The following is a 20,806-nucleotide window of genomic DNA, read 5'->3' on the forward strand; positions in this document are numbered from 1 at the left end:
CCTTGCAGCCTAGAGGTCGGACGCGAGCGGGATCTCCTTCTCGGCCCGATCCGACATCCACTCCCGCAGCACTTTCGTGGCGATCACATCGTCTTCGTTGTATTGCAGGAGTCGCTCACGCTGGGTGAGGTCGGGTTCACCGTCGTAGCCGACGGCTTCGCGGTACCAACTCATCGAGGCCTCACCACCGGCGTCGGCGTCACGCCACCTGAAACCTGCGACAGGAGCGATCTTCTTCAGTCCTTTGCCGCCCGGGCAGATGAATTGATCGCTGACCGCTTGGTAGATGTCGACCCATTGTGGGCTGTCGATGAACTCGCGGATTTCGGCCTCGGTGGGGATGCCCGGGACTCCGGCGAATCGGCGGGCCGAATCGAGCAACCACTTGTCCTCGGCCGCACGTGAATAGCAGTAGGCGGCGAACGTCTTGCCGCTCAGGGCCGCGGCCTCCCGTTCGGCCATCAGCCACGTCCAGAACTCGGCGAACGACCGCGCCTCGTCCTGTGTCGGTACGGGGTCCCAGCTGACGAACGGTCGATACACCGACACCCCGTCCATATTGAGCAACGTTCCCCACAGGTAGGCACCGTGTTCCTGGTAGCTCTCCATGTCGACGTCGATCTCGATGTCGGCGCGGGTCACCCGGATCTGCGGAAAGCGCCGAACCAGTGGCGCACCCGCCAGCCAGGCTTTTGCCGTCACCACCGCGTCCTCGAACGCACCGTGCGGCCAGTCCTCGAGAGGTTCGCGGTCCCAGGCGGCAAGGTCGTCGATGGTGTGACAACCGGCCTCGCGCAGCATGTCGGCCCGCGACCCGGTGGCCACCAGGCTCACGTCGTGCGTCAGCGTCAACTGTTCTTCGCAACCGGGCCACCAGGGGCACGACCGGCATTCGCCGATCCGAGACGGCACCGTCGCCGATTCCCCCCGCGCCACGGACAGTCGGTCGGCGAAGCGCTCGTCGTAGTCGGCGAGGATGGTGCTGAGATCGTGCACGAAGATCACGTCGGAGCCGTATCCGATCGCCCCGGCCAGGCGGGCCGGACTGGCCAACCCGTGCCGCTCGAGCATCCGGTACACCTGTGCCACACGCATCTGGTCGCGGACCTGACTGCGGGGCTTCCTGGTCGGATCCTCACGCGGCTCCCACTCGAACATGCCGGACGTCGTCGCGCCCCGACCGGGATCGGTGACCTTGTGGTTGACGACGATCACGGGGATGTACCCGCCGCGGTCCGCGTCCCGGATGAGAATCTCGCAACGGGCTTTGCGGCCGGTGTCCCGTTCGAGCGGCAGCACGGCGCCCCAGATCCGGTCCGCGCCTGCCCTGCACGCGGCCACCGTGTCTTCGGCACGAGTGCGCATGCTGCCTTCGGCGTCGATCACTACCCACCGCTCGGGATCGTATTCGACGAGAAGCCGACGAATGTCTTCGCGGCGGGCGGCGGCCGCATCCTGCCGCTGACGGACGCCGATGTCCTCCGGCGCAGCGGCCAGGGCGGCGGGGAAGGCGGCGTCGAGATGCACACGGTGACGGCACCGCGTCAGTGCGCTGGCATCGATCACCGGCCCGGGCACCTGTCCGGGAGAGGCGCCGGGTTCTGTTTGCTGACCGATATGGGAACACACGATGACGAAGATTATGTGCTCCCCTAGGCTGATCCCGAAGCACCGGATGCAGTTGGTAGCGTGGGCTGCGCAGAAACACCAGGAAAAGGGGTCTTTTCGATGGGGTTGTTGAAGAAACGTAAGTCCCGAGCCACCCGTAAGGCAGAAGCTAAGGCACTCAAGCACAAGGCGGGAGTGGAAGCGAAGCTGAAGGCACGCAACGAACGCAGGCGGGACAAGGCCGCGTTCAAGTCCGCGCGCAAGCTCGAAGCTGCCGAACTGAAATCACAGAAGAAGATCGAGAAGGCTCAAATCGCTACCCTCAAAGCTCAGGAGAAGGCGGCCGCCCAGAAGGGCTTCACCGTGGCCTCCGTTCGCAAGTATCTCGGTGTCGCGCGACTCCTCACGCCCGTGCTGCTCCCCATCGTCTACCGCGCCGCAACCGTCGTGCGCGGCCAGATCGACGCCAGGCGCGCCGATCGAATGGGCGTCGGCATCGACCAACTCGCCAACTACACCGGTCACGGTGCCAAGCTCAGCGCCCGCATCGCCGGTGCCGAAAGCTCCACCACCGAGATTCTCGGTCAGAAGCCTGACGACGCCGAGACGCAGAAGTTCGCCGGCGCAATCCGCGAACGCCTCGGCGATCTGAATACCGCCGTCCGCGCGGCGGAGCAAATGCCCCAGGCGCGCCGGAAGGCCGCTCACCAGGCCATCTCATCCGAACTCGACGGTGTCGAAGCGGATCTCCTCGCCCGCCTCGGCGTGCGCTGACCGACTTCGACGCACTTTCATGTCCCCCGCCCGCTCCGACGCGACCGCCACCCTCAGAGGCGCGGCCGTCGGTGCGCTTTCGGCCGGTCTCGCGGTCGCGGCGCACGGCGCGGGTGGGGGCGGATTTCCCGCATCGGCAGCACTGACGTTGCTGCTCCTCGCCTGTAGCGGCGTGGGCGCGATCACCGCGAACCTGCCGCCGCGTTTCCACAGCAACTCGGCCCTTCTCGGCGCGCTCGGTTTCGGACAGGTCGCCGGCCACCTCACGCTCGCAGCCACAGCACACGTGCACGCAGTTCTCCCCGCTGCGCCGATGCTGCTGGCGCACGCAGCCGCCACCGTCGTCTGCGCGTTGCTCATTGCCAGCGCCGAACGGCTCTACCGTTCGCTGGTCCACGTATGGCGGGTGGTGTTACGCGGCGAGCCTCGACCCGTCGCGGTCGCTGCTGCCCTCCCTCACCCCGTCCCCCGCAGAAACCCCGTCGACGCACTACTCCGAGCGAGCATCTCCCGTCGCGGTCCCCCTGTTCTGGTCTGAACCTTCATCTCACTTCGCCTTCAGACCAGTAAGGACCTTTCTTCGATGAACTCCCTAGTTTCGCGTGCCCTTTTCACCGCCGGCGCCGCCGGTGGTGCCATGTTGCTCACGGCCGGTGTTGCCGCCGCACACGTGACGGTCGCGGCTCCGGGCGCCGAGCAGGGCGGCTACTCCGTCCTGACGTTCCGGGTGCCCACCGAATCCGAAACGGCTTCCACCACCGCGCTCACCGTGACACTTCCGGGCCTCAAATCCGCTCGCACCGAACCGCTGCCGGGCTGGACGGCCGTCGTCGCCAAGGACCCGGGTTCCAAGCTCGCGACCTCGGTGACGTGGACGGCCGATCCCGGTGTCGGGGTGGCACCCGGCCAGTTCCAGCAATTCGTGCTGTCGGCCGGACCGCTGCCCGAACAGGACGAGGTGTCGTTCCCGGCAGCACAGACCTACAGCGACGGCAACGTCGTCAACTGGGATCAGCCCGCCGGCCCGGACGGTGCCGAACCGGACAAGCCGTCACCCACGCTCACCCTCGCGGCCTCCAGCGGGGAAGAAAGCAGCCACGACGCCGTGTCCTCGTCGGGTGACGACCACGAGGTGGCGGCCGAGGGAACCGACGACACCGCCCGTTGGTTGGGTGGCGTCGGGCTCGTCCTCGGCGCGCTGGGTGCGGCCCTCGGTCTCGGCGCCTTGGTTCGAAGTCGTCGCTCATGAAGGCGCGCGCAACGCTCACCTCGGCCAAGGTTATCGCCGTCGGACTGCTGGCGATGCTGGCGAGCATGCTCGGTGTCGGCTCCGCCGCCGCCCACTCGGTGGTGCTCAGTTCCAACCCGGAGAACGGTGCGCAGATCGCGGCAGCGCCCGAACGGGTGAGTGTCACGTTCAACGAGGCGCTGCAGGAATCGTTCGCGTCGCTCACCGTGGTGGGCCCCGACGGCAACCTGTGGACCAAGGGCGACCCCTCGGTCGAAGGGGCCACCGTGAGCGCGGAGCTCGGTGAACTGGGCCAGGCCGGTGACTACACCATCGCCTTCCGCGTCACCTCCGCCGACGGACATCCGGTGAGCGGAACCCGAACATTCACGCTCACCCAGGCGGGGTCGGGCACACCGGGCGCCGCCGCCGACAGTTCAGGTGATTCGGGCTCCGGAGGCATCCCGTTGTGGCCGTTCGTCGCCGCGGGTGTGCTCGTGTTCGGTGCCGGGCTGTGGTTCGCGCTCCGCACACCGCGCGAGCGGAACTGAGCACGGTGGGCACGGCACGGCAGTGGTGGCTGCTGTTCGCCGTGCCCACCTCGCTCGTGGGTGTTGCCGGTGGGTGGGCGCTGGCTCGACCGGAAGACCCCAGCCCGTCGAGCGCTGTGCGGGCTCTGTGCTTGATCCTGGGGTCGGTGGTCCTGGGACTGGCCGCACTCGGGTGGTGGGGCCGGACCGACAGCCGACCCCTCGTGCAGGACGCCAACCTGTGGCGACTGTTGACGGCCGTGGCCGGATCGTGGATGGCCGCCGAGGCGGTCGTGTTCGCCATGACGGCGGCGGAAGCCGACGCCCTCCCGCTGTCCGGGTTGACGGTCGGCCGGTTCGGTGCCTACGTCACCGACATCAGCGCCGGACGTATCGACCTCGCCGTCTTCGCGTGCACGGCCGCAGTCACCGCATGGTCGCTGTTCGCGTTTCGGCATCCCGGGGCTCGTCTTCCCGTTGCGGTCGCTGTCCTGACGGCCTTCGCCATCGTCGCGCGCCCGGTCACCGGGCACATGTCGCAGCAGGTCCTCGGTTCGGTACTCGACGCCGTTCACGCCCTGGCAGCCGCCACCTGGTTCGGCCTGCTGACCGCCATGGCTTTGACGCTGCGCTCACGGGGCGACTGGTCGAGGTGGCTGCCCCGGTACTCGGACGTCGCGGTGTGGTGCGTGTGTCTGCTCACCCTGACCGGTGTCGTGGACGCTGCTGTCCGGTTGGGCGGGGTGTCGGCCCTGACCGACACCGGCTACGGCCGCATCGTGGTCGCCAAGGCCGTGGTGCTCGCGGCACTGCTCGCACTGGGGTGGTGGTGGCGCCGCACCTGGGTCGGCCGAGCCGCCGCGCATCGGATGAGCGCAGACGACTCCTTGCGGCGCGCCGCGGTCGAGATGGTGGCGATGGCGGTGGCCTTCGGTCTCGCTGCCGCCCTCGCCACCACTGCCTGACCCCCCTGTGAGTACTTATTAACAACCCGTTGTTAATAAGTACTCACAGGGGTCAGGACGAGCTTCCCCCGGCTGCCGCCCTTCTCACCCTCACGATGGGCGTCCGCAGCACCGGCGAGGGCAAAGGTGCGGGCGGGTGGCAGTGCCAGTGCTCCGTCCGCGGCCGCACTACCGAGGCGTCGCAGGATTTCGGCGCTCCAGTCGTCGGAGGTGCCGGAGGAGAAGGTGATACCGAGCTCGAAGGCCGCCCCGTCGGACAACGTCACGATCCGCTCGGTACCGCCGCGCAGCTCGACTGCGGCTGGCAACCCGCCGACTCCGGCATCGAGGACGGCGTCGACACCTTGCGGTGCGAGTTCGCGCACCCGCTGGGCCAAGCCGTCACCGTAGGTCGTCGGGACGACGTCCAGTGCTCGGAGTGCGTCATGGTGGCGTTCGCTGGCGGTGCCGATCACCGTGACTCCTCGTTGACGGGCCAATTGCACGGCCAGGGTTCCGACTGTTCCCGACGCCCCGTTCACCAGAAGTGTCTCACCCTCACGCAGGTCGAGCAGTCGCAGTCCGCGATCGGCGGCTTCCCCGGCCACGGGAATCGTGACGGCGTCCGTCCAGCTCAATTCGCGCGGTTTAGGAACGATGACGGTGGCGAGCACGTAGTCGGCGTAACCGCCGGTGTCGGACCAGCCGAACATTTCGTCCCCGACCACAGCCCCGGTCGCAGACGGACCGACGGCATCGACGACGCCGGCCACCTCACTGCCTGGAATTTTCGGGAACTGCACCGACATCACCTCGGCCATCGAACCCGACCGCACCTTCCAGTCGATCGGGTTCACCCCGGCGGCGCGGACAGCGAGGCGCACCTGATTCCCCGTGGGTTCCGGAACGGGAACATCGACCACTTCGAGTACGTCGGGACCACCGTAGGAGGAGTAGGAGACGGCCTTCATGGTCTGATTCGGATTCGTCATAACCACCATGTTGTCTCGCGGGGCGGTCGCTCGCCTACCCCTGTGAGTACTTATCGACAACGGGTTGTTAATAAGTACTCACGGCAGGGCCTCACAGGGCAAGGGCTGCCTTCTTCAAGTCCTCGACGAGTCCGGAGAACGCCTCGTCCCGATCCGGTCCGCGCAGGACGGCGGACGGGTGGATGGTGACGAAGACGTCGGGATCGCCGGCGACGTCCACTTCACCGTCGAGATGCAGCCGCTCCCCGCGATGCTCGGTGAGCCGGAACGACGGTCCGAGCAGCGCCTGGGCGGCGGTGGCGCCGAGGCACACCAGGACATCAGGTTTTACCGCGTGCAGCTCGGCGACGAGCCATGGCCTGCATGCCACGATCTCGGTGCGATTCGGTTTCTTGTGGATGCGGCGCTGACCGCGTTCGGCGGGTACGTACTTGAAGTGCTTGACCGCGTTGGTGACGTAGGTGAGATCCCGGTCGATGCCCGCCGCTTCGAGGGCCTTGTTCAGCAGCTTGCCCGCGGGCCCGACGAACGGTTGCCCCGCGCGGTCCTCCTGATCACCCGGTTGTTCGCCGATGAGCATCATCCGGGCGGAGCGCTTGCCGGCGCCGAAGACGGTTTGCTCGGCGTCGCGGTAGAGATCGCAGCCGCGGCATCCGCCGGCGGCGTTCGACAACGCGTCTAGGTCGACGGTGTCGGGCACGAACGGCGCTGCCGACTGTTTCGTGGCTCGTGGCATGCGGGTCGAGTACCCGCGGGAGGGGTCTTCATTCGCCGGACCTGCCAATTAGTTTAGCGCTAAGATATACTGAGTCGACGCCTACTTCGAAAGCGAGTCCCCATGTCCATGACTGAAGTCTCCGCCCATCACCCCTACAGCCCGGCCGTGGTCGCCGGAGGGTTGGCCTTCGTTTCGGGTGCCCTGTCCGTCGACGCCGAGGGCGTTGCCGTACCCGGGCGCACCGAAGCTCTCGACGCCGCCGTGGACCGGATGGTCGATCGCCTCGCCACCGTGGGTGGTCAGCTTCAGGACGTCGTGAAGCTGACCTACTACGTCACCGACCTGACCCTGCGTGAAGAGGCCAACCGGCAGTTCGAGCGCATCTTCGACGAGCCGCGCCCAGCCCGCACCTTCCTCGAGGTGAGCAGCCTCCCGTACGGCGCGATCGCGGAGATCGACGCCGTCGCCGCAGTCGGTGGCCGCTGAGCCACTCCCCCGACCAGACGACCGCGGGTCCCCGTCCTCGACACACCGGACGGGGACCCGCGGCGCGTCCCCGCCTCCCGACAATCCGATACCTTGGGACTCAACAGTTCAGGACCCACAAAGTTCAGGAGGCGCCCCGGTGACGCAACGCCCGGTTCCCGACCGTGACGCCGTCGACGACATCGTCGATCAGTGGGCGCACCAGTGGCCTGAGCTGGATGTGAGTCCACTGAAGGTTCTGGGCCGCTTGCACCGTTCGTACCTGCGTTACCAGGCCTCGCTGGCTGTCGTGTTCGAAGAGCACGGCATCAACATGGCGTCGTTTGATGTGCTCGCCGCGCTGCGGCGTTCGGGTCCGCCCTACCGGATGACGTCCGGGCAGTTGGCGGAGTCCGCTCTCGTGACCACCGGGGGCGTGACCCTTCGGGTCGACCGGCTGGAGAAGGCGGGTCTCGTCGAGCGTGAGCGGGACGCCGAAGACCGCCGGATCGTGTACGCACAGCTCACCGACGAGGGCCTTCGGGTGATCGAGAAGGTGGCGGAGGCCCACTTCGCGAACGAGGCGCGAATTCTCAGTGGTATGTCCGCGAAGGATCAGGCGTCCCTCGCGGAACTGCTCCGCAAACTCGAACATTCGATCGTCGACAACCAGACGCCCCTCACCTAGGGAGACAACCAGACGTCCCTCACCTGGGGACCTGGTTCAGCAGGCCGGCCTCTCGACGAGTTCGGTGTCGCAGTCGAATCCGATGAAGCGTTCGGCTGCCGCCGTCATCTCGACGATGAACCGACGTTGCTCGTCCGGGGAGGCGCCGATCAGGTGGGCGGCTCCCCGCCACTGCGCATCCGACAGCTTGCGGGCGAGCTGGGCGGCCTCGGCGCAGGGCCGTGCGATCCCGGCCTCGTCCAGCCTTTCGATGAAGCGGGTGTACCGGGCCAGGATCCGGGTGTGCGCCTGCGACAGCTGCTCACCGACCACGGGGTCGACGGCAGCCCGCGCTTCGATGACGGTGAAGAGCCGGCCGACGCTGTAGACGGTGTCGATGAATGCGGCAGTGGCCGCGCCCAGGACGGTACGAGGGTCCGCGTCCGGCGGTACCGCGGTGCGCTGCGCTTCGAGGAACTTCTCGAACACGGCGGCGGCCACCGCATGAAATGCGTCCTTCGTGGACCGGAAGTGCCGACGGAAGTCTGTCACCGACCTGCCGGCGTTCTCCGCGATGACCGCCTCCGTGGTCTTGTCGTATCCGAGCTCCGCGAAGCAACGACCCGCCACCTCGATCAACGCACACCGATCCGCAACGCCGTCGTTTTCGTGCACCGCTCGCGCCTCCTCGTACCGGCCGGCTCCCGACGTGTCGGCCGTCACACATTCTTGGTTGACACTTCATTCAAGTCAACCCGCGCGACCTTACGCTCCAGCGAGCGCCTCCGCCTGCGCTGCGGCCTGGCTCCGGTAGAGACGGCGCAGGCGAATGACCCCGAGGTCGTGCTGGTAGAGGTTCTCGGCCTGGTCGGCGTCGGCGGCCATCGCCTCGAGCATGACCCGGTCCTGTTCGAGAACCGCCCAGTGCCGCTCCTCGAGTTTCGTGCGGTAGAGGAAGCGCCAGACGTCGCGCTCCCAGCCCTCCACCCGGCGGTACCGCCAGAAGAAGACGGCGGTGGTCTCGGCGTCGATGGGCGTTCCCATCCCGACGATGCCGAACGATCCGCCGGGGCCTGCGGTGGGCGGGTACGGGATTTCCAGGTCGACCCAGTCGACTCCGGTCCGGCAGAATTCGACCCAGTCGAAGTTCACGCCGCGCTGATCGGTCTTCTCGAAGAAGAACCCGCGATCGGTTTCCCGGATGCGGAACTTGGCGGACGTTTCCCCGCCGAACATCGAATGCGACTCGCGGTGCAGGAACGCGCCGTGCATCGGATCGAGCAGGTTCTCGAGGGTGAAGCGCCAGGGCGCCTTCCATTCGGCGTAGCAGAGGAAACGGGAAATACCGTCGTCCACGAGGCGTTCGGGGAGTTCGATGGGACCCGGTTCGGCGTCCGGATCCGTGCCGAACCATGCCAGGACTGCGCCGGCCACCTCACGCACCGGGAGGCTGGTGACGAGCCGCTTGCCCTCGAGATTGCACCCGGGCATTCCCGGCACGGACACGACGGTTCCGACGCCGTCGACCTGGACCCCGTGATATTTGCAGGCAACCCGGTCACCGAGGTGCTGTCCCTGCGACAGCGGCGCTCCGCGGTGCGGGCACCTGTCGGCGAGCATGCGGAGGCTTCCGTCGGACTGACGGAACAGAAGCCAGTCCTCGCCGAGGCGTCGCACCTTCTTCATGTCGCCGCGCGCGACGAAGTCCGAGGGACAGACCGCGTGCCATTGGTTCCGCATGCCGGTGGCGAAGATCTCGTCGCCGGTCAGTGCCGTCTTGTTCAGTCGATTCACCATGTTCAGGCCGCCATCCGTCGCATCTCGTCCGTAAACGTGTCGGGGGTCCACGGTTCCCCAGTCGGGCTACAGATACCGAGGTCGTTCAGCCCCTTCACCAATCCCTCGAGGTGGTGCACACCGGTACCGAAAACCTCTTCGATGGCACCGGCAAGCTTGAGCTCGTACGGAGTGGGGCCCGCAGTGCCGGCCTGCCGTGGTTGCAGGTAAAGACTCATGGTTCTTCCCTTCTAGAGATCCAGCACGAGCTCGTCGGAGCGGGCGCGGGAAACGCAGATCATCATGGTTGTGCCGGACTCCTGCTCGGCGCTCGAGAGCAGCGAGTCACGGTGATCGGGGGTGCCGCACAGGACACGGGTTTCGCAGGTACCGCAGATGCCTTCCCGGCACGAGTTGGGGACGTCGACACCGGCTTCCTCGAGCGCGTCGAGGACGGTCCTGTCGGCGGCGACGGTGGTGGAGATGCCCGACCGCTCGCAGACGACCCGGACCGGCCGGTCACCGGCCAGCGTGTCGGCGGGTATTTCCTTGGCTTTGAAACGTTCGAGCTGAATGGACCCTTCAGGCCACGCGGAGGCGACGTTCTCGATGGCGGCGAGCAGGCCTTCGGGTCCGCACGCGTAGACGAGGGTGTTGTCGCGAACCTCGCCGAGGAGAGCCTTCAGGTCGAGGATGCCGTCCACGTCTTCGGTGACGACCTGCACCCGTTCGCCGTGCGAGGACAGTTCGTCGAGGAACGCCATCGACGCGCGGGAGCGGCCGCCGTAGTGCAGTTCCCAGTCGGCGCCCATCCGCGTGGCTTCGCCGATCATTGCGAGGAGCGGTGTGATTCCGATTCCACCGGCGACGAAGAGGTAGCGGGGGGAACCAAGGAATTCGAAGTTGTTTCGCGGTGGGCTCACCGGAACGGTGTCGCCGGGACGCAGCGTCTCGTGAATGCGCCGGGACCCGCCGCGACCGTGTGCCTCGTGCAGGACCGCGACTCGGTATCCGGTCTTGTCGTCGGGATCGCCGCAGAGGGAGTATTGCCGCACGGTGCCGCCGCCCAGGTGCAGATCCAGATGGGCACCCGGGGTCCACTCGTGGACGGCCCCGCCGTCGGGCCGTTCGAGGCGGAGCGAGACGACGCCCGAGGACTCGACCCGCATCTGACGGACCATCATGGGGATGGTGTCTGCGTCTGTTGTCATCGATACTCCTGCACTCGGCATTTCCTTAGTGCTCAATAATTTAGCACTAAGATGTATCGTGCGCCACAGTTGCAGGAATTTCGTTCCTACGAACGAACGGTGACCCGGCCGTAGGGCCGGGTCACCTGGTACTGCTCTCGATCAGACGGTCCGCTCCCACACCCGGTGCGACCGCATCAGCGTCGTCATGCCGTCGAGCAGCCCCTCGGTCTCGTCCGCCACGACGATTCCGGGAGCATCGGCCGAAATGCCGGCGCCGACGAGCAGATCGCGGCCGGCAGGCCACCCGCCGATCGCCTTGCAGTGACGGAATGCCTCGGAGACGAGCACCAGCAACCGAGGATCGGACGGGGATGCGGCGAGGAGGATCGCGTCGAATTCCACCGAACGCATCGTCAGGAATGTGCGCGACACCGGTACCGCCTCCTTCCCCGACCCGAGTTCACCGCCGTGGGGTCCGATGACCAGCGGAACCATCCCGCCCGCATCGATCGTCTTCACGGCTGCGGCCACCTCGGCGAGGTCCGACGTCTCGTCCGCGACGATGCCGATGATCCGGCCGTCGACCGGCCATTCCGCGCCCACCTGGGACAGCGCGGGGCTGACGATCGGCGGCGCCTCGTGGGCGACGGTCGGCTCGGGGGCCGGGAGTCCGAGGCCGGCAGCGACCTCCGCACACAGGCCGGTATCGATCTCGGCGAGAACGCGGAGTGTCCGCTCCTTGATGGCCTGCTCGTAGCACTTCCCCAGTTCGAACGTGTACGCCTGCGCGACGTGGGCGCGTTCGATGTCGGTGAGGCTGGCGTAGAAGAGCCGGGCCTGCGAGAAGTGGTCGTCGTAACTCGCGGGGGCGCCCCGGAGTTTCGTCGACTCCGGCATCGGCACCGGCACCTCGACGAAGGCGCTGGTGTCTGCTCCGGCCAGGAACGGGCATCCCCCGTCGAGCGAATTGGGCCGGTACGGCGCGACCCCGGGGTGCACTCCCGTCTGGTGCATGCCGTCGCGCAGCATGTCGTTGACCTCGGTGTGGGGACGGTTGATCGGTATCTGCCCGAAGTTCGGGCCACCGAGCCGGCTGATCTGTGTATCGAGATACGAGAACAACCGGGCCTGCAGCAGCGGATCGTCGGTCACGTCGATGCCGGGAACGAGGTGGCCGGGATGGAACGCCACCTGCTCCGTCTCGGCGAAGAAGTTGGTCGGGTTCGCCGTCAACGTCATGACGCCGATCGGCTGCACCGGAGCCAATTCTTCCGGCACGATCTTCGTGGGGTCGAGGAGGTCGATTCCATCGAACATCTGGTCGGGAGTGTCCGGGAACGCCTGGATTCCCAGTTCCCACTGCGGGTAGGCACCGGCTTCGATCGCATCGGCCAGATCGCGTCGATGGAAGTCGGGGTCCATGCCGTTGATGATCTGCGCTTCCTCCCAGACCAGCGAGTGCACGCCAAGCTTCGGCTTCCAGTGGAACTTCACCAGAGTGCTTTCACCGTCTGCATTGATCATGCGGAAGGTGTTGACACCGAAGCCTTCCATCATCCGATACGACCGCGGGATGCCCCGGTCGGACATGTTCCACAGCGTGTGCGCCGTCGCCTCGGTGTGGAGGGACACGAAGTCCCAGAAGGTGTCGTGGGCGCTCTGGGCCTGCGGTATCTCGCGGTCGGGATGCGGTTTGCCGGCGTGAATGATGTCCGGGAACTTGATTCCGTCCTGGATGAAGAAGACCGGAATGTTGTTGCCCACCAGGTCGAAGGTGCCCTCGCTGGTGTAGAACTTGGTGGCGAAACCGCGGGTGTCCCGGACGGCGTCTGCCGAACCACGCGAGCCGAGAACAGTCGAGAACCGGACGAAGACGGGAGTTTCGACGTCTTTGCCGAGGAATGCGGCCTTACTGATCGGCTCGGCGGCGCCGTAGCCGCGGAACACACCGTGCGCAGCAGCGCCCCGGGCGTGGACCACCCGCTCGGGAATCCGTTCGTGATCGAAGTGTGTGATCTTTTCCCGCAGATGGTGATCCTGAAGAAGGGTCGGTCCCCGCTTCCCCGCTTTGAGCGAGTGGTCCGTGTCGTACAGACGCGCCCCCTGCGCGGTCGTGAGGTACTCGCCCTTCTGTCCCCTCGCCGTCTCCGCACCCTTGACGGGCTCACCCGTCGCGGTCCGCAATGCAGGCGACCGCTGATCGGACTTCGGTGGAAGCGGCTCTCTGGGCTCGGTCGGCTCGTCGACCGACGGTGTTCCCGATCCGGGTGTTCCTGGGATCAACGGCTTCTTCTCGGACACGTAAGTTCCCCTTCGCTGTCGCTCGAGCAAGGCCGGTGCCGCATCGCTGTTGTACGGCGCCGCTCTCGATGCAGAGTGCCCAGACGGGAGCCGCGCAACCCATCCGCTGCCCGCGCCCCTAGGACGCGGGGGTCAGTGCCGGCCGGCGTACCGTTCGCGTTCGGCTTCGAACCGTTGCTCGTAGGCGGAAGCGAGGTCGTGCAGCGCCTGGACGCAGTCGCCGGTGAAGGCCGGTGCATGCATAGGTGCCAGGGTTAAGGGTTCGAGGTCCGCCAATGCGCGGATGGTCGGTTCGAGCGCCGGTGTCAGGCACGTCGCCCTCCCGTTGTCCTCACCGTCCAGCGCCGGACCGAGCAACTCCTCTTCGGTCAGGGCGGGATGATGACCGAACGCGGTGAACAAATCTCCACAGAACAGGGTCGACGTCGTCTCCTCGAACATGAGTCCCGCATCCCAACCGTGCGGGACATGCGGGGTGTCGATGTGGCGCACCCGCCGCGTCCCCGTCTCGAGGACGTCGCCGTCGTCGAGGGGCCGAGGCATACGGTCGGCCAGGTCGTTCACCTGCACGAAGCAGCCCATCGCCCCATGTGCGACCTCGGCGTGCGGCGCAACCCCGAGCCACGAGTTCATCGCGCCGCACTCGTCGGCCTCGACGTGGCCGAACGTGATCCATCGCAATCGGTCGAGTGGGATCAGCCGAGCGACCGCCTCGGATGCCGAGGGGAAGAGGAACCGCTGTCCGGTGTGGAAGAGCAGCGGTTCCTCACCGTCGACGAGGAACTGGTTCATGATCAGGTTCGCGTCGTCGATGTACGTCGACATGCGGTAGATGTCGGGTGCGATCTCGGTGATCGTGGTGTCCATGTCCGGCCTCCGCAAGGGTGACGGTGTCCTGGAACACCACCCTCCCCCTCCCCGTCCGCGGAGACAAGGGAACCGCACGAGTCGCGGACCCTTGGCCGCGGGAGCCCCGCCTACACGGCGGCGCGATCGGCGGTGACCAACTCGCCGATCTCCGGTACCACGGCGTCGCGGACCCGGATCGACCGCGGGAGGAGTCCGTTGGCCAGCAGGAGGTCGGCGGCGTGTTGCTGTTCGTCCAGGAATTCGTCGGTCACCGGGTGGATACCGAAGGGCCGGCCGCGCAGCGCCGCTTCCCAGGCATCGAGACTGGCGGTGCCGCCGCGCCGCTCGAGGTCGTCGACGAAGAACTGCGCCGCTTCGCGCGGGTGTGCCTCGATCCAGGCGTCCGACTCCTGCAGCGCCTCGACGACGGCCCGCAGCTGTTCGGCGTTCTTTTCCGCGAAGTCGCGGCGGGTGAACCACAGCGAGGGGTGGCTGAAGAGTCCGTCCGTTTCGACGAGCGTGCGCAGTGCGTGCTCGGTTTCGTTCTCCGCCAGCCCCGGGTATGCGCCGACCCACGCATCGATGGTTCCGCTGACGAGTTCGCCTCCGCCTCCGCGCACGTCGGTGTCGACGGGCACGATGTCGGACCAGGCGAGCCCGGCCCGGTCGAGCGCGAACAGGAGCAGCGTCGTCTGCCATGAGCCGTGTGCGATGCCGACGCGCTTCCCACGAAGATCCTCGACGGCGTCGATGCCGGACTCCGCCTTCACGACAAGGCGGCCATTTTCGACGCGGGGCCCGGAGATGCCGATGTAGACGAGGTCGCGGTCGTGCGCCAGGCCGGTGATCGGCGGGGTGAATCCGGTGCCGATGACGTCGTAGCCGCCGTCCTCGAACAGCCAGTCGGAATGCAGGGTCGGAAGGGCGTTGGTGGGATCGACGGGCGGCTTCGACGGAAGGTTGCGCAGATCCACCCATTCGACGTCGGGTAGCCGACGCTCGAGGATTCCGGTGTGCCGCAGCACGAAAAGCGAGTTATTGTGCGGGAAGTATCCGACACGGACTGTCATGGCCGTTACCTGTTCTGTTCGATTTGGGGAAGGTGAGGACATCAGAGGAGGCCGCGCCGGCGGGCCTCGTCGGCGAGCCCCGAGCGTCCCCACTGCACGGCGAGGTTCGAGGGGTCGAATTCGACCGAACCGCCGAGAGATTCGGCGATGGCCTGGAATTGTGCGCCCTCTTCGAGGAGAACGACGAATTTTGCGAGCTCGAGCAGGCCGTTGCGGCCGATCACGTTGACACCGCCGTTGGCCTCGAAGATGGCCACGAGGTCCGGGTCGTCCTGCAGGCGCTCGAGGATGAAGTCGCCCGCCGACTGCGAACGATCGATGTGCGGCGGAATCTCACGCGAGAGCGTCAGTCGCTGTGACGCGGCGTACCGGATCGGCAAGGTGCGGTGGGTTTGTGCCCAGCCGCCGAGCCACGGTGTGTGGATGTGGACGACGCTGGTGATCTCGGGATGCTGCCGGAAGACGGCGGCGTAGCCGGTGACGAATCCGGCAGAACCGTTACCCGACAGCACGTCACCGTCGAAGGTCGCCACGACCGGTGACACGTGGGGATCATCAGCCCACGGGCCGGGATCGTTCAGCGCGACGGCGATCTCTGTGCCCGGGACCCGTTCGACGAAATTGACGGTGCCGTTGGCCGACACGGTACCGGTGCTCCGAAATACGGCGAAAGCCTTGTCTGCGTCGCGCCGCGCTGCCTCCACGAAGGTGGTGACCTCGGAGTTCACGCGATTCTCGGTTGTAGTCATGGTGTGTCCTGTCCGAAAATGGGAAGTGGTTGGCGTTGCAGGAGGGGAAGAACTTCTTCACCGACGCGGTATGCCTCCTCGAGGTGAGGGTTGCCGGCCAGGATGAAGGCGTCCACGCCGAGCTCACGCAGTTCGTCGAGACGTTCGGCGACCTGTTCGTAGCTGCCGACCAGACCGAAGGCCGGGCCGCCACGGATGAGGCTGAACCCACACCACACGTTCGGCTGAACTTCGAGATCGCGGTACCCGGTGATGTGTTCGGGCACCCACCCCTTGATACGGGCCGCACCGACGGAATCACCCTGCGCCGCACGGTCGGCGGCACCCTTGTCGACAAACGCCCAGCCCTTCTCGATCTCGGCCCAGGCGGCCTCCTCGGTGTGACGAGCGACGACGTCGATGCGCACCGCGAACTTCGGTGTGCGGCCGAGCTTCGCGGAATGCTCACGCACACCGTCGAACTTGGATCGCAGGTCGGCGTACGGCTCGAGCCAGGAGAGGTAGTAGTCCGCGTGCCGTCCCGCGGCAGCCACCGCGGCGCCGGAGGAACCGGAGAAGTACACCTCGGGAAACGGTTGGCCGGCGAGGCCGGGTGGCAGGGCGGCGCCTTCCGTGCGGAAGAAGCGGCCGTCGAAATCGCACGGACGTCCGTCCCACACGCCCCGGAGCACGTCGAGGAACTCCGACGTCCGGGTGTAGCGGTCGTCGTGATCGACCTTGTCACCCCACCACAATTGCGGGGCGCCGCCACCGCCGCTGATGATGTTGTAGACCAGTCGCCCACCGGTGGCCCGCTGCAGGCTCGCCGACATCCTCGCCGCTTGCAGGGGGTGGAGGAACCCGGGCTGGAAGGCGACCATGAATCGGTACGTGGTGGTCTCGGCCGCCAGCGCGGCCGCGGTGGCCCACGGATCGTCCGTCATGGGGAAGGACGGCAGCAGCCCGCCGAGGAAGCCGGCAGACTCGGACGCCTTCGCGACGGCCGCCATGTGGTCGATGTATCCGTAGCCGTCGAGTTCACCGTTCCGGATCGCCGGCGCGATGTTGCCGGGACCGTATCCGCCCGCGTCGCCACGGTTGTAGCGCCGCGGCGTGCGCAGTGACGCGTGGTCGCCCTCCATGCCTATGCGCCAGTAGAAGTCGATACTCATGCGTGTGCCTCCTGACCGGCGAGGGTGCGTCCGGCGGGGTCGACGAGATGGAGCAGGTGTTCGCCCGCACGGTGAAGTTCCTCGATGTGTGGTCGGCCGGTGAGGACGAAGCCGTCGATATGCCGGAACGACGACAACTCGCGGGCCACGTCCTCATAGCTGCCGATCAGTCCGATGGGCTGGTCGTAGCCGAGGCGGTCGAACCCCGACCACTGGGAGTTCTCGCGTGCGAGAGCGCGGCTGTCGCCGCTCACACCGTCCGGGTGCGCCTCCCTCCACAGCCGTTCGACGCGCGCCCACGCCTCGTCCGTCGTCTCACGCGCGATGATCGGCAGCCGCAACAGCTTTCGCACCGATCTGCCGTGCTCGAGTGCACGGTCGGCCAGGGTGCGCGCGGACGTCTCGTGCCCGGTGTCGGTCAGCACGAATTGGTGGACGTCACCGTGCTTGGCAGACAACGTCACGGCCTCGTCCGAATTCCCGGTGAGGTGCACGACGGGGAAGGGAAGCCCGGAGAGGATGCCGCGGAATCCGCCGTCGATCACGTCGTAGTGGTTTCCGGCGAAGTCGTATCCGGTGCCGCCGAATCCGCCCGGAAGGATCTCGCTGTCATTCCACACACCGCGAGCCACGGTCAGGAACTCGTCCGCACGCGCGTACCGGTTCCGACCCGTCACCCGGTCGCCGCGAGCGCGGGCGTCGGCCGGGTCGGTCCCGACCTTCAGTCGCCACTCGAGCCGTCCACCGGAAAGCCTCTGCAGGGTCGCGGACATCTTCGCCGCGTACACCGGAGTGCCGAAGGCGGGATGGAATTCGACCGCGACCCGCGCGTGCCGGGTCTGCCGCAGTGCCGCCGCGGCCACCACCCAGGATTCTTCACCCGACGGGTCGTAGGGAGCGATCACTCCGTCGACTCCCGACAATTCCGCGGCGTGGATCACCTGGGCGAGTTCATCGAAGGGGCCGAGCTTGCCCGGACGAGGATCGGTGGCGACCGTCACCGGACGATCGGCCCCGAACCCGCCACGAGTGTTCAGCCCGGATGCGACCCGGCGCCCGTCACCGCGGGACGGTAACTCCCAGTAGAAGTCCGTCACGTCGTGGGCTCCTTCTCCGCGGCGAGCTGCGCCTTGGCCTGCTCGAGGGGTTCGCGCGCCACCCAGGATTCGAGGTCGAAATCCCTGGCGAGGAAGCCGTGGGCGTACAGGAACTGTTTCTGGACGCCGAGAAGGTCGACCCGCTCCTCGGACAGGTTCAGGTGGAGCCCTTCGTGGAAGTTCTCGCCGTACGCCGCGACGACGCCTTCCGGTCCGGACTGTGTCTCGGTCTGGAAGACGGCACGTACCTGTTCCACGTTCGCCGCCGCCCAGTCCGCGGCACGCAGGCTCTCGGCGAGGAAGCCGATCACGATGTCGGGGCGGTGTTCGAGGAGGTCGGCGTGCACGGTGACCGGGCGTGGGGTGCCATTGTTCACCCGATCCCGCAGCGTGGCAGTGGAATCGAGGTCGACCGCGACGACCAGCCCGTGCTGCCGAGCCACGTCCTGGGCGCGGGCGCCCTTGACGTACACGGCATCGACATCACCCGCCAGCAGCGACTCGATGCCCCAGGTGGTGTTGCGGTCGGGATTGGCGGTGCGCACCTGCGGAGCCGCCGTCGTCGCAACCTCTACCAGCTTTACGTCCGCGAAGGAGAGCCCGCCGAGGCGCAGCGCGGAGGCGACGCCGTGCAGTGCCATCGCACGCGGGAAGCTCCGCGCCCGGTCGGCGGCCCAGGCGGGGATGCCGACCCGCAGCCCGGCCAGCTCGGCGGCCGCGCGGATACCGGACTCCGGGCGCACGAGAATCGCCTGCGCCTCGTCGATCCAGGTGAGTCCGATCAGCCGGGTCGGTGAACCTTCGGCGCGTGCGGCGAGGGCCGGCACGTTGCCGCCTTCCCTGATGAGGCCCGGCAGTCGGTGATCGAAATGTCGCACGGCCAGTTCGGGACCAGCGTCCTGCAGGACACCGAATCCGACTCCGGCGGCGTCCGCCGTCCGGCCGAGCCAGCCGAGATTGTTCGCGAGGCCGCTTGCCGTGGGTACCGGGCAGCGGGTGTACCAGAGGGTGTCGAGCGCAGGTCCGGTCGTCACAGTCATGAGTTGTCCTTATCTGGTGGGGAATGGCGTCCCACTCCCAGTTGGGCGAGGAAGGTCGCGCGGTAGCGGAGCGAGTCGGGATCGTTTCTGTCCCGTGGACGCGGAAGGTCGATGTCGACGTCCACCGCGAAGCCGCCGTTGTCGAGGATCAGTACCCGGTCGGCCAAGCGCACCGCTTCGTCGACGTCGTGCGTGACGAGCAGAACGGCCGGGCGGTGACGGGCCACCAGGTCGCCGACGAGGTCCTGCATCTGTAACCGGGTCAGCGCGTCGAGCGCGGCGAAGGGCTCGTCGAGTAGCAGCAGTTCCGGTTCGCGGACCAGGGCACGGGCGAGTGCGACCCGTTGCGCTTCGCCGCCGGACAGGGTGGCGGGCCAGGCTCGCTGTTTGTCGCCGAGATTGACTTCGGCCAGCGCACGCTGGGCGTTTTCGCGGGTGACGCGTGACCGACGTTGCCCGACCGACACATTCGCCAGGACACGCTTGGACGGGATCAGACGCGGTTCCTGGTACACCACCGTGCGTTGCCGCGGCACCAGAACGTCGCCGCTGTCCGGCGGCTCGAGTCCCGAGAGCAGTCGCAGGAGTGTCGTCTTGCCGGTACCGCTCGGGCCGAGCAGGACCACGAACTCTCCGCGGGTGATCTCGAGGTCGATTCCGGCGAGTACGTGCTTGTCGCCGAACGACTTCCGCACTCCCCTCAGCGACACGGCAAGTGGGGACCCGGCTCGTCGTTCCGCTGCGGTGGTGGCGGTGCGTTCGCGTGGGGCGAGCGGCGGCAACGGCGCCTCGGTGGTGTTCATCGGGTCACCGACAGTTGCCGCCACGGCATCGCGAACTTCTCGATCACCCGGACGACGGCGTCGAAGATCAACCCGAGAACCGCATACAACACGATGCACAGAACCATGTAGTCGGTGCGGTTGTATTCCTGCGCGAGGGTGACGAGGTACCCGATCCCTTCGCGGGTGCCCACCTGTTCGGCGGCGATGAGCCCGGTGATGCTGAGCGACAGGCAGATACGCAACCCCATCAGCACTCCTGGCAGTGCGGTCGGCAGGATTGCGCCGAACACCAGCCGCCAGCCGGTGAGCCCGAACCCGCGGGCGGCCTCGACCATCTTGCGGTCGACGCCGCGCACTCCGAGGTAGGTGTACGCGTACATCGGGGCAAGGGTTGCCACGGTGATGAGGACGACCTTGAACGTCTCATCGATGCCGAACCACGCGATGAACAGCGGAACGAGCGCAAGGAACGGCACCGCCCGGTTGATCTGCATCGTGGAGTCGATGAGCTCCTCACCGAGTGCGGAGAGTCCGGACAGCACTCCGAGCACGAGCCCGATGACGACGCCGCAGCCCACACCCAACGCAGCGCGTTGCAGCGACGCGATACCGAAGTCGAGTAGCTGGCCCGACTCGTACAGCTCCGCGAAGGCCAGCCACACCGCAGGCGGTCCGGCGAGAATCTCGGGGCTGAGGATGCCCGTGGAAGACCCGATCCACCACCCGGCCACGAGCAGCGCGGGGACGAGGAATCGGAGGGGAATCGAGATCCAGCGGGGCCGTTCCCGGGTGCGGCGATAGCGGGGTGTCTCCAGTGTCAGGGTTCCCGGTGCCGTGTCGCGCACGGGTTCCGTCAGGGTCACCACCGA

At 67.2% G+C, this 20,806-nt stretch carries 23 protein-coding genes; 7 read left to right on the forward strand and 16 right to left on the reverse strand.

Annotated elements, in window-relative coordinates; genetic code table 11:
- Positions 1-9 precede the first annotated feature (9 nt).
- On the reverse strand, positions 10-1,566 hold the full coding sequence (locus tag HYG77_RS14085; protein ID WP_208962971.1) for a TM0106 family RecB-like putative nuclease: 1,557 nt from the start codon (positions 1,564-1,566) through the stop codon (positions 10-12).
- A 162-nt stretch (positions 1,567-1,728) separates the two neighbouring features.
- Here HYG77_RS14085 and HYG77_RS14090 point away from each other — a divergent pair, with 162 nt between their 5' ends.
- The 5 genes from HYG77_RS14090 to HYG77_RS14110 are packed head-to-tail and all read left to right on the forward strand — an operon-like array spanning position 1,729 to position 5,105.
- Positions 1,729-2,382 (forward strand): DUF6474 family protein, encoded by a 654-nt coding sequence (locus HYG77_RS14090; protein WP_109325925.1) that lies wholly within the window; start codon positions 1,729-1,731, stop codon positions 2,380-2,382.
- A gap of 19 nt (positions 2,383-2,401) precedes the next feature.
- The gene (locus HYG77_RS14095) at positions 2,402-2,920 is read left to right on the forward strand and encodes a hypothetical protein (protein WP_208962972.1); all 519 of its coding nucleotides are present in this window, start codon (positions 2,402-2,404) and stop codon (positions 2,918-2,920) included.
- 45 nt (positions 2,921-2,965) lie between these two features.
- Entirely contained in the window at positions 2,966-3,631 is a 666-nt protein-coding gene (locus HYG77_RS14100) for a YcnI family protein (protein WP_208962973.1), read from the forward strand.
- Positions 3,628-4,161, forward strand: a complete 534-nt coding sequence (locus HYG77_RS14105; RefSeq protein ID WP_208962974.1) for a copper resistance CopC family protein — start codon at positions 3,628-3,630, stop codon at positions 4,159-4,161. Before HYG77_RS14100 ends, HYG77_RS14105 begins: the two co-directional genes overlap by 4 nt.
- A gap of 5 nt (positions 4,162-4,166) precedes the next feature.
- A complete protein-coding gene (locus tag HYG77_RS14110; protein WP_208962975.1) occupies positions 4,167-5,105 on the forward strand; it encodes a CopD family protein in 939 nt (312 codons plus the stop codon).
- Between the two features lie 32 nt (positions 5,106-5,137).
- Here HYG77_RS14110 and HYG77_RS14115 read toward each other — a convergent pair whose 3' ends face one another.
- A complete protein-coding gene (locus HYG77_RS14115; RefSeq protein ID WP_208963381.1) occupies positions 5,138-6,055 on the reverse strand; it encodes an NADP-dependent oxidoreductase in 918 nt (305 codons plus the stop codon).
- Between the two features lie 112 nt (positions 6,056-6,167).
- Positions 6,168-6,812, reverse strand: a complete 645-nt coding sequence (locus HYG77_RS14120) for a UdgX family uracil-DNA binding protein (protein WP_208962976.1) — start codon at positions 6,810-6,812, stop codon at positions 6,168-6,170.
- A gap of 102 nt (positions 6,813-6,914) precedes the next feature.
- Here HYG77_RS14120 and HYG77_RS14125 point away from each other — a divergent pair, with 102 nt between their 5' ends.
- Both HYG77_RS14125 and HYG77_RS14130 read left to right on the forward strand, forming a co-directional pair.
- A complete protein-coding gene (locus HYG77_RS14125) occupies positions 6,915-7,280 on the forward strand; it encodes a RidA family protein (protein ID WP_109325915.1) in 366 nt (121 codons plus the stop codon).
- Between the two features lie 139 nt (positions 7,281-7,419).
- The gene (locus HYG77_RS14130; RefSeq protein ID WP_109325913.1) at positions 7,420-7,947 is read left to right on the forward strand and encodes a MarR family transcriptional regulator; all 528 of its coding nucleotides are present in this window, start codon (positions 7,420-7,422) and stop codon (positions 7,945-7,947) included.
- A gap of 36 nt (positions 7,948-7,983) precedes the next feature.
- Here the strand turns inward: HYG77_RS14130 and HYG77_RS14135 are convergent, their stop codons facing one another.
- From HYG77_RS14135 to HYG77_RS14195, 13 genes are all read right to left on the reverse strand, one after another.
- Positions 7,984-8,649: a TetR/AcrR family transcriptional regulator gene (locus tag HYG77_RS14135; RefSeq protein WP_230990052.1), complete on the reverse strand. Its 666-nt coding sequence runs from the start codon at positions 8,647-8,649 to the stop codon at positions 7,984-7,986.
- Between the two features lie 42 nt (positions 8,650-8,691).
- A complete protein-coding gene (locus tag HYG77_RS14140; RefSeq protein ID WP_208962977.1) occupies positions 8,692-9,723 on the reverse strand; it encodes an aromatic ring-hydroxylating dioxygenase subunit alpha in 1,032 nt (343 codons plus the stop codon).
- A 2-nt stretch (positions 9,724-9,725) separates the two neighbouring features.
- On the reverse strand, positions 9,726-9,941 hold the full coding sequence (locus tag HYG77_RS14145) for a recombinase-like helix-turn-helix domain-containing protein (protein WP_208962978.1): 216 nt from the start codon (positions 9,939-9,941) through the stop codon (positions 9,726-9,728).
- A 12-nt stretch (positions 9,942-9,953) separates the two neighbouring features.
- Positions 9,954-10,913 (reverse strand): PDR/VanB family oxidoreductase, encoded by a 960-nt coding sequence (locus HYG77_RS14150; RefSeq protein ID WP_208962979.1) that lies wholly within the window; start codon positions 10,911-10,913, stop codon positions 9,954-9,956.
- Positions 10,914-11,054: 141 nt separating this feature from the next.
- On the reverse strand, positions 11,055-13,196 hold the full coding sequence (locus HYG77_RS14155) for a catalase (protein ID WP_109325910.1): 2,142 nt from the start codon (positions 13,194-13,196) through the stop codon (positions 11,055-11,057).
- A gap of 132 nt (positions 13,197-13,328) precedes the next feature.
- A complete protein-coding gene (locus tag HYG77_RS14160; protein ID WP_208962980.1) occupies positions 13,329-14,063 on the reverse strand; it encodes an MBL fold metallo-hydrolase in 735 nt (244 codons plus the stop codon).
- A gap of 110 nt (positions 14,064-14,173) precedes the next feature.
- Complete coding sequence (locus HYG77_RS14165; RefSeq protein ID WP_208962981.1) at positions 14,174-15,115, reverse strand: ABC transporter substrate-binding protein; 942 nt, start codon at positions 15,113-15,115, stop codon at positions 14,174-14,176.
- A 41-nt stretch (positions 15,116-15,156) separates the two neighbouring features.
- Positions 15,157-15,864 carry a class II aldolase/adducin family protein gene (locus HYG77_RS14170; protein WP_208962982.1) on the reverse strand — a complete coding sequence of 236 codons (708 nt, stop codon included), beginning with the start codon at positions 15,862-15,864 and terminating at the stop codon, positions 15,157-15,159.
- Positions 15,861-17,015 (reverse strand): LLM class flavin-dependent oxidoreductase, encoded by a 1,155-nt coding sequence (locus tag HYG77_RS14175; protein ID WP_208962983.1) that lies wholly within the window; start codon positions 17,013-17,015, stop codon positions 15,861-15,863. Before HYG77_RS14175 ends, HYG77_RS14170 begins: the two co-directional genes overlap by 4 nt.
- Positions 17,012-18,112, reverse strand: a complete 1,101-nt coding sequence (locus tag HYG77_RS14180) for an LLM class flavin-dependent oxidoreductase (protein ID WP_208962984.1) — start codon at positions 18,110-18,112, stop codon at positions 17,012-17,014. Before HYG77_RS14180 ends, HYG77_RS14175 begins: the two co-directional genes overlap by 4 nt.
- Complete coding sequence (locus HYG77_RS14185; RefSeq protein ID WP_208962985.1) at positions 18,109-19,152, reverse strand: ABC transporter substrate-binding protein; 1,044 nt, start codon at positions 19,150-19,152, stop codon at positions 18,109-18,111. The genes HYG77_RS14180 and HYG77_RS14185 overlap by 4 nt, the downstream gene beginning before the upstream one ends.
- The gene (locus HYG77_RS14190) at positions 19,149-19,955 is read right to left on the reverse strand and encodes an ABC transporter ATP-binding protein (RefSeq protein ID WP_208962986.1); all 807 of its coding nucleotides are present in this window, start codon (positions 19,953-19,955) and stop codon (positions 19,149-19,151) included. Before HYG77_RS14190 ends, HYG77_RS14185 begins: the two co-directional genes overlap by 4 nt.
- Positions 19,952-20,803, reverse strand: coding sequence for an ABC transporter permease (locus HYG77_RS14195; RefSeq protein WP_208962987.1), 852 nt, complete (start codon positions 20,801-20,803; stop codon positions 19,952-19,954). Before HYG77_RS14195 ends, HYG77_RS14190 begins: the two co-directional genes overlap by 4 nt.
- Positions 20,804-20,806: the final 3 nt, after the last annotated feature.

This window comes from Rhodococcus sp. ZPP, from assembly GCF_017656075.1.
Classification (GTDB): Bacteria; Actinomycetota; Actinomycetes; order Mycobacteriales; family Mycobacteriaceae; genus Rhodococcus_F; species Rhodococcus_F oxybenzonivorans.